The sequence below is a fragment of the Actinoplanes sp. NPDC024001 genome, from assembly GCF_040638955.1.
Lineage (GTDB): Bacteria > Actinomycetota > Actinomycetes > Mycobacteriales > Micromonosporaceae > Actinoplanes.
This window is the reverse complement of record NZ_JBEZZB010000288.1, coordinates 1-7,584: the sequence shown is the minus strand read 5'-3', so window position 1 is coordinate 7,584 and position 7,584 is coordinate 1. Positions and strand designations below refer to the sequence as shown.

9 protein-coding genes are annotated in these 7,584 nt (G+C 71.9%); all 9 read left to right on the top strand.

Annotated features, from left to right (window positions below; all coding sequences use genetic code 11):
• On the top strand, positions 1 to 1,467 hold a 1,467-nt coding region (locus AB0F81_RS49635; RefSeq protein ID WP_360211174.1), incomplete at its 5' end, for a hypothetical protein.
• A gap of 1 nt (position 1,468) precedes the next feature.
• Positions 1,469 to 2,074, top strand: a complete 606-nt coding sequence (locus AB0F81_RS49630; protein WP_360211172.1) for a HEAT repeat domain-containing protein — start codon at positions 1,469 to 1,471, stop codon at positions 2,072 to 2,074.
• Complete coding sequence (locus tag AB0F81_RS49625) at positions 2,071 to 2,712, top strand: hypothetical protein (RefSeq protein ID WP_360211170.1); 642 nt, start codon at positions 2,071 to 2,073, stop codon at positions 2,710 to 2,712. The genes AB0F81_RS49630 and AB0F81_RS49625 overlap by 4 nt, the downstream gene beginning before the upstream one ends.
• An 11-nt stretch (positions 2,713 to 2,723) precedes the next feature.
• On the top strand, positions 2,724 to 3,059 hold the full coding sequence (locus tag AB0F81_RS49620; protein WP_360211168.1) for a LysM domain-containing protein: 336 nt from the start codon (positions 2,724 to 2,726) through the stop codon (positions 3,057 to 3,059).
• Between the two features lie 7 nt (positions 3,060 to 3,066).
• Positions 3,067 to 4,197 carry a hypothetical protein gene (locus AB0F81_RS49615; RefSeq protein WP_360211166.1) on the top strand — a complete coding sequence of 377 codons (1,131 nt, stop codon included), beginning with the start codon at positions 3,067 to 3,069 and terminating at the stop codon, positions 4,195 to 4,197.
• Positions 4,198 to 4,205: 8 nt separating this feature from the next.
• Positions 4,206 to 4,718: a phage baseplate assembly protein V gene (locus tag AB0F81_RS49610; RefSeq protein WP_360211164.1), complete on the top strand. Its 513-nt coding sequence runs from the start codon at positions 4,206 to 4,208 to the stop codon at positions 4,716 to 4,718.
• 11 nt (positions 4,719 to 4,729) lie between these two features.
• On the top strand, positions 4,730 to 5,062 hold the full coding sequence (locus tag AB0F81_RS49605; RefSeq protein ID WP_360211162.1) for a hypothetical protein: 333 nt from the start codon (positions 4,730 to 4,732) through the stop codon (positions 5,060 to 5,062).
• Positions 5,059 to 5,424 (top strand): GPW/gp25 family protein, encoded by a 366-nt coding sequence (locus AB0F81_RS49600; protein ID WP_360211160.1) that lies wholly within the window; start codon positions 5,059 to 5,061, stop codon positions 5,422 to 5,424. The genes AB0F81_RS49605 and AB0F81_RS49600 overlap by 4 nt, the downstream gene beginning before the upstream one ends.
• The coding region (locus AB0F81_RS49595; RefSeq protein ID WP_360211158.1) for a hypothetical protein at positions 5,421 to 7,584 on the top strand (2,164 nt) is incomplete at its 3' end. The genes AB0F81_RS49600 and AB0F81_RS49595, both read left to right, overlap by 4 nt.

Below are 7,584 nucleotides of genomic sequence, written 5' to 3'. Positions count from 1 at the left end.
GTCCGCAACGGTGTTCGGCGCGCGGGTGAGGCGGCCCGGCGGCTGGGCCCGCGGCTGGCGCGAACGCCGGTGGGGCGGGCGCTGCGCAACGGGGCGAACCGGCTGAGAGACGGCTACCGCCGGCAGCGCGACCGGTATCGAAGCTGGCGCAATCAGCGCACCGACCGCCGTCGCGATCGGGACCGCAGGAAGCAGGAAAGGCAGCACGACGATCGACTGGCCCGGGCCGTGCAGCGGATGCGGCCCCGCCTGGCGCGGCTCCTGCGCCGCGTCGTCCGGCCGGCGGTGCTGACGGCGGCCCTCGGGGCGATGCGGCTCTGGTACCGGCTCTCCCGGCTGCGCGCCGAGGGTACCGGCTTATTCGACATCAAGGCCTGGGCCAGCCCGCCGGCCCTGGTGATAGAGGGCACGACGATCAGATTCGAGGCCCGGGAGATCCTGCAGTTCATCGAGGAACTCGCAGCCGAGATCCAGCGCGATCGCGTCCGGCGCCGACGGCCGCAGCCGCACGGGCGCAGCAACGCCGACGACGAGAAAGACGAGTTCAGTCTCACCGATCAGGCACCCGCCGCGGGGACGATGGCTGATCTCATGGGCCGCCATGAAGAGAGCCGGCCATTCCCGGAACCGACGCAGGGAATGCGGGACGGAAGGCCGGTGACGACTCCAGGGATGTCGAGCTTCACCTGGGGTGGATTGGTCACCGTGCTGAAGAACTTCGGCGGCCGCAACCTCTTCATCGAAGGCTGGGGAGCATTCCGGAGCACCAAATACAAGAAAATGGCGGCTCAGGAGAGGGGCGAGGGGAATCTGGTTCAGCTCGGCGACGATCTGCGCCGGATCTTCCAGGGTCGTCCCACCAGACGGCCCGAAAACGATGCAGTCGTGCGGAAGGGACGTTTCCTCGTTGCGCTCACCTCATACATCGAGGCCCGGCGCGATCCGACTGCACGCGTCTACGCCGCGCTCATGGTCGAGCGCATCGTGACCGCGTCGGCACGCAATGACGCGAACGCCGCGGCGGCGGCGATCGAGGACTTCCCGATGGCGGCGATCGGCGCGGAGGGCGCCTCGATCAGCAAGCGCGCCTGGGTCGCCGGGGAGGAGTTCGAGGTTCAACGGGCTGCAGTGCAGGCGCAGGCGGCAGCGGAACGCGCCCAGATCAATCAAGCCCAGAGCTCCGGAAACATCACCGCGGACGAAGCCCGGGAGCGACGGAAGGCGGTGACCCGCGAACGATCTCGAAAACTCACTGCAATCCAAGGAAAGCAGCCGACCCCCAAGGATCCGGAAGGAAAAGTCAGCGGAGAAGAGCTGGCCGCGCGTGAGATACGGTACCTCAAGACGTATTTGGAAGCGTATCTGGGAAACACCCTGGAGAACGTTCCGCCCGCAGCGCACAAGAAAGCGGTCCTCGATTTCCTCCGCTCGCAGGTGATGCGAGCCTACCGGTTCAGGGGTCAATGATATGAACAGTAATGCGCCCGCCTATCGGAGCCGGCGACTCGTTCTCCAGGATCCTGGCGACGACGCGGGTTCGGCCCGCATCGCGGCAGTGGCGGAGCGCCGGGGCTGGCAGACGTCGGACATTCGGACGCCGGGGCGTTCCAGCCGTGAGCAGGTGTGGACGGTGTCTGCGGACGTCACCTTCCATCACGTGGTGGACCAGAACTCGGGGATTCCCTATGTCGAGTTCCGCAGCCGCGTGCCGAACGTCATCAGCACAATCCTCTCCGAGGTCCGGGATGAACTGCGGGTCTTCACCTCCGCCGAGCTCCTGGAGGCGGTGCGCGACGAACCCGCTCCCGATGAGCTGCCGCGAGCGCTGCTCCATCTGGGGCTCGCCGCACCTCCACGGTTTTCCGACGATTACTTCGACGAGATCTATGACGGCCTGGAAAACCCTGATCCGACGGTGCGCCGAGCCGCGGTGTGGGCCACGGTCTACACCGAGTGGCCGGAATGGGTACCCGTGGTCGGGCCGCTGTCCGAGGAGGACCCGGACGACGAGGTGCGGCGGCTGGCGCGCGAGGCCGTGCACCTGCTCGAACGCGCGCTGGGAGACCTGACGTGACGAGGTTCGGGGAGCTGGTGAAGCCGGTGCGGGCCGGCATCGTCATTGTGGATCCGCTGCGGGGGACGCCGCAGCGGATCATCGTGCTGCAGTTCAACCCGGACACCCTGCAGCGCAGCCTCGCCCCGCAGGGGGCCGGCGCCGAAGGGGCCGGGGACCGGACCGAGGCGCTGCGGCTCAAAGGCCCGGCCGTCGAGACCTGGAAGTTCGACGCCGAGATCGACGCCACCGACCAGCCCGACCTGCCCTCCCCCGACGGCATCCACCCGCAGCTCGCCGTCCTGGAGATGCTGATCCACCCCACCAGCGGCAGCATCCGCGCCAACCAGGCGCTGGCCGCCACCGGCACGCTGGAGGTCACCCCGATCGAGGCGCCGCTGACGCTGTTCGTCTGGGGCAGCAACCGGGTGCTGCCGGTGCGGATCACCGAGCTGACCGTCACCGAGGACGGTTTCGACGCGAACCTGAACCCGTTCCGCGCGGTGCTCAGCATCGGCATGCGGGTGCTCTCCGCCAGCGACCTGCCGGCCGGGCACCGCGGCGCGGAACTCTATCTGGCTCATCTCACCCAGAAGGAGCGGCTGGCCGGCCGTTCCGCGAGCGGCCGCCTGGCGACGCTCGGCCTGAACGGACTGTAGAGGGAGGCCGCATGACGAGCCCGGACCCGTCCCCGTACCCGCGGACCAGCCGGTACTTCGGCATCCCCCTCGGGGTGCACACCACGCCGGGCGGCACCGAGGTGCCGTACCTGCGACGGCGGCTGGTGCCGCTGCCGGCCTCGTTCGCGGCTGTCGGGGAGCACGAGGTGACCGAGGGCGACCGCGCCGACCTGCTCGCCCACCGCTATCTCGGCGATCCGGAGCTGTGGTGGCGGCTCGCCGACGCGAACGGCGTCATCGACCCGGACGAGCTGACCGCGACGCCGGGCCGCCGGATCCGCATCACGCTGCCGGAGGGTGTGACCGGCCCGGGATCGGTGGGCTGAGCCGGACATGCCTGAGGTCGCCCCGCTCTACCTGACCCTGCTGATGGGCCGGCAGATCGTCGCGCCGGTGCCGCAGCCGGTCACGGATGCGCTGCTCAGCGCGCAGATCACGGTGACCGCGGGGCAGCGCAGCGGCTTCCAGCTCTCCTTCGACCTGGCGCGCACCGGGGTGATCAACCGGCAGCTGCTGCCGGCCGGCGGGTTCGATCCGCAGGTACGCGTGGTGCTCGCCGTGACCGTCCGCGGTGTCCCGCACGTCCTGATGGACGGCGTGATCATCCGGCAGGAGGTGGCGGTCTCCGGCACCCCCGGCCAGTCCACCCTGACGGTGACCGGCGAGGACCTGACCGTCCTGATGGACCTGGAGGAGCGCGAGGGCGTCCCGTTCCCGGCGATGTCCCCTGCCGCCCGGGTCACCGCGATCATCGGCCGGTACGCGCAGTACGGCATCACCCCGCTCGTCGTCCCCGAGCTGGTGCCGCAGACCCCGATGCCCACCCAGCGGATCGACTTCCAGAAGGGCACCGACCTCGGCTACCTGACCGAGCTGGCGAAGGCCAACGGCTACGTCTTCTACCTCGACCCCGGCCCGGTCCCCGGCGTGAGCCGCGGCTTCTGGGGCCCCGAGGTGCGCCTCGGCGTCCCCCAGCACGCCATCAACGTCAACATGGATCACCTCTCCACCGTGGACCAGCTGACCTTCGGTTTCGACGGCACGGCCCGCGAGGAGCCGGTCGCCCGCATCCAGATCCCGGTCACCAAGACCTCCGTGCTGCTGCCGGTGCCCGAGGTCAGCGTGCTGCGCCCACCGCTGGCGCAGCGGCCCGCCCCGGCCCTGAAGAAGAAGGTCATCGCCGACACCGCGAAGAAGGACGCCGCGCAGGCGCTCGCCGAGACCATCGCCAAGGTCGTCGAGTCGTCGGACGCGGTGACCGGCTCCGGTCAGCTCGACGTGGTCCGTTACGGCTCGGTGCTGCGGCCCCGCGAGCTGGTCGGCGTGCGCGGGGCCGGGATCACCTACGACGGCCTCTACTACGTCAAGAGCGTCACGCACAACCTGCAGCGCGGCGCGTACACGCAGAACTTCACGCTCGCCCGCGAGGGCCTGATCTCGCTGTTGCCGACCGTGATCCCTTAGGAGAGAACGTGCCCGAGCCCAACCGCTACCTCGGCAAGTTCCGGGGCACCGTGGCCGAGAACATCGACCCGATGCGTCTCGGGCGCCTGCGCGTACGCGTGCCGGACGTGCTCGGCGACACCGCGTCGAGCTGGGCCATGCCGTGTTTCCCGCTGTCCGGGCCGCGGATGGGCCACTACGCGGTGCCGCCGGTCGGCGCCGGCGTGTGGGTCGAGTTCGAGCAGGGCGACGTCAGCTTCCCGATCTGGGTGGGCTGCTGGTTCGGCGCCGCCACCGAGGTGCCGCCGGACGCGTTCACCGGCCCCGCCGACCGGCCCAACATCGTGGTGCGCACCGGCGCCGGCCATCAAATCCTCCTCTGCGACCTGCCCGGCAGCTCCGGGATCAAGCTCACCGCCGCCTCCGGCGCGGAGATCGTCATCGACGACAGCGGCATCACGCTCGACAACGGCCACGGCGCGCGGGTCACGCTCAAGGGTTCGACCGTGGACATCAACGACGGGGCACTGGCCATCACGTAGGGAGACGGGGAATGTCGCGCAACCTTCAGCACGTCGACGAGACCATGAGCTGCCCGCACGGCGGCCGCGCGTCGATCGCGCCGGGCCGCTCCCGGGTGCTGGCCGACGGCCATCCGGTGGCCACCCTCGCGGACCGGTGGACGGTCGCCGGCTGCACCTTCACGGTGGGCAACAAGCCGCAGCCGTGCGTCACGGTCTCCTGGACGACAGCGGCCGAGAGGGTACGGGCACAGGGGTCCCCGGTCCTGTCACAGGCGTCCACGGGGCTCTGCCAGAGCGCCGAGCAGGTCCCCCAGGGCCCACCGCAGATCAGCGTCGTCCAGCAGCGGGTGGTGGCGAGATGACCGAGATCGCCTTCCCGTTCCGGATCGACCGGCGCGGCCGCACCGCGGACGTCGACTACGACGCGCACGTCCGCGACATGGTGGAGCAGCTGCTGTTCACCAGTCCGGGCGAGCGGGTGATGCTGCCGGAGTTCGGCTGCGGCCTGCTGGATCTGGTGTTCGCGCCGAACAGCCCGGAACTCGCGGCGACCCTGCAGCTGTCGGTGCAGGCGGCGCTGCAGCGCTGGCTCGGCGACGTGATCGAGGTCGAGACGTTGGAGATCATCAGCGCGGAGCACGTGCTGCGGGTCGGCCTCGCCTACGTGGTGCTGCCGACCGGCGCCCGCCGCACCGATGTGTTCGAGGCGGGGGTGGCGGGATGATGGCCGACCGGCGGCGCGGCGCGGTGCGCTGGAGCGGGCTGAACGGCATCGACGCGGTCGAGGCGAGCGACGACGGGCGCGAGCTGACCGTCATGTTCCTCGGCAAGGCGCCGCGGCGGCTCGGCCCGGAGAACGTGCGTATCGACGGCGGGCGGCGGGTGACCGGCATCCGGGCCGTCGAGGTGCGCGTGCACCGCGAGGACGATCCGGAACTCGACGACTACCTCACCGTGGTGGTCGACCGGGCCGGCGACTCGTCCACGTACACCCTGTCGATCGTGGAGGACGGCGCTGACGCCGTACCGTATCGGGGTTTTGACCGGCGCTATGCGAGTGCGCCGTTCTCGTTCCGTGTCGCGTGCCCCGCGGATGCCGACTGCCGGGCGGACCGGCCGGAACGGCCGGCCGTGCGCCCGGCGCCGGTGATCGATTACACGACGCGGGACTATGCGACGCTGCGCCGCCAGTTGCTGGACCGGATGACGCTGACCGTGCCGCGGTGGCGCGAGCGCCACGAGCCGGACCTGGGGGTCACGCTCGTCGAGCTGCTGGCCTACGCCGGTGACCGGATCAGCTACTTCCAGGACGCGATCGCCACCGAGGCCTATCTGGACACGGCCCGGCAGCGTACGTCGGTGCGCCGGCACGTGCGGCTGATCGACTACCCGATGCACGACGGCTGCAACGCGCGGGCCTGGGTGACGGTCGCGGTGGACCGGCTGGTGCGGCTGGCGCCGGGCCGGCACCGGTTCGCGGCGGTGGACGTCAGCCGGCTCGCCCCGCCGGACCGGCCGCAGGTGCCGCCGGTGCTGACCGACGGGCAGCTGGCCCGGCTGCCGGCCGAGGCGACCGTCGAGGTGTTCGAGCCGGTCACCGCCGGCCGGGTGACGCTGCGGCCGCAGCACAACCGGATCCGGTTCTGGACCTGGGGTGAGGAGCAGGCCGGCCTGCCTGCCGGGGCGACCTCGGCGACCCTGCGCGACGAGTGGGAGGGCGAGGGGTACGAGGGGCTGGAGCACGAGCGCCCCCGGGCCCTGGCGCTGCGCCCCGGCGATGTGCTGGTGATCGAGGAGCGGATCGGCCCGCGCACCGGCGCCCCGGCCGACGCCGACCCGGCCCACCGGCAGGCCGTGCGGCTGACCTCGGTCACCGCGGACGTCGACCGGCTCCACGACCAGCCGATCGTGGAGGTGACCTGGGACGACGAGGACGCGCTGCGGTTCCCGGTCAGCATCGCCGGGCGCGGCGGGCCACGCTGTGAACCGCTCGGCGACCTGAGCGTCGCCCGGGCGAACGTGATCCTGGTCGACCACGGGCGCGACATCACCTTCGGCGACGGCGACCCGGAGGAGATCACCGTGCCGCCCGGCCCGGCCCCCGCGCCCTCCTGCGACCCGCCCGGCGCCGGCTGTCCGGACCGGCCGGGTTCCGGTGCGGCAGTGGCCGAGATGCAGCGGCTGCTCGGGCAGGCCGAGGACGGCACCCCGATCACGCCGGAGGAGGTGGCCGGGCTCGCGGCGCTGGTCGGCCCGGAGGCGGTGGAGCGCGCGGGCGTGGACGCGTCGCTTCCGGCCCCGGAGCAGGCCGCCGCGCTGGCGACTCTGCTCGCCCAGGTCACCTATCCGGGCGTCGCGCGGCCGTTCCGGCCCCGCCTCACCCGGCACCCGGTGACGTGGCGTGCGCCGTACCCCGATCCCGACCGTGTCTGCGCCGCTCAGGCGCGGCTGCTGGCCGCCGTCCCGGACCGGGTGCGTGCCTGGCTGGAGTCGCTGCGGCGCCGGGTCCGCGACCGCGACCGGCTGGGCGAGAACGACGTGGCCGCGCTGGAGCTGCTCTTCGGGCCGGACGTGCTGGACGCCTGCGACCTCGGGCACCGGCCGGAGCGGGCGCTGCGCGAGCTGCTGGCCCGGTTCGACCGGTTGCTGGCGGCCAAGCTACGCCGGCTGGCCGCGTTGCGGGCCCGCGCCGCCAACGGCGAGGTGCTGACCGCCGACTACGGCTGGGAGATCGCACAGAGCTGGGGCCGCCCGTACGCGGAGGGCCTGCACCCCGCCGACCCGCGGCTGGCCGGACCGGCGAGTGGCGCGCTGGCGCCGGATCCGACGCGGGCCCTGCCCGCGCTGGAGGTCACCGGGCCCGGCGGCGCGGTCTGGACCCCGC

Coding starts and splice junctions, on each gene's coding strand:
- AB0F81_RS49630 (WP_360211172.1), top strand. CDS start 1,469: ATGAACAGTAATGCGCCCGCCTATCGGAGCCGGCGACTCGTTCTCCAG.
- AB0F81_RS49620 (WP_360211168.1), top strand. CDS start 2,724: ATGACGAGCCCGGACCCGTCCCCGTACCCGCGGACCAGCCGGTACTTC.
- AB0F81_RS49615 (WP_360211166.1), top strand. CDS start 3,067: ATGCCTGAGGTCGCCCCGCTCTACCTGACCCTGCTGATGGGCCGGCAG.
- AB0F81_RS49605 (WP_360211162.1), top strand. CDS start 4,730: ATGTCGCGCAACCTTCAGCACGTCGACGAGACCATGAGCTGCCCGCAC.
- AB0F81_RS49600 (WP_360211160.1), top strand. CDS start 5,059: ATGACCGAGATCGCCTTCCCGTTCCGGATCGACCGGCGCGGCCGCACC.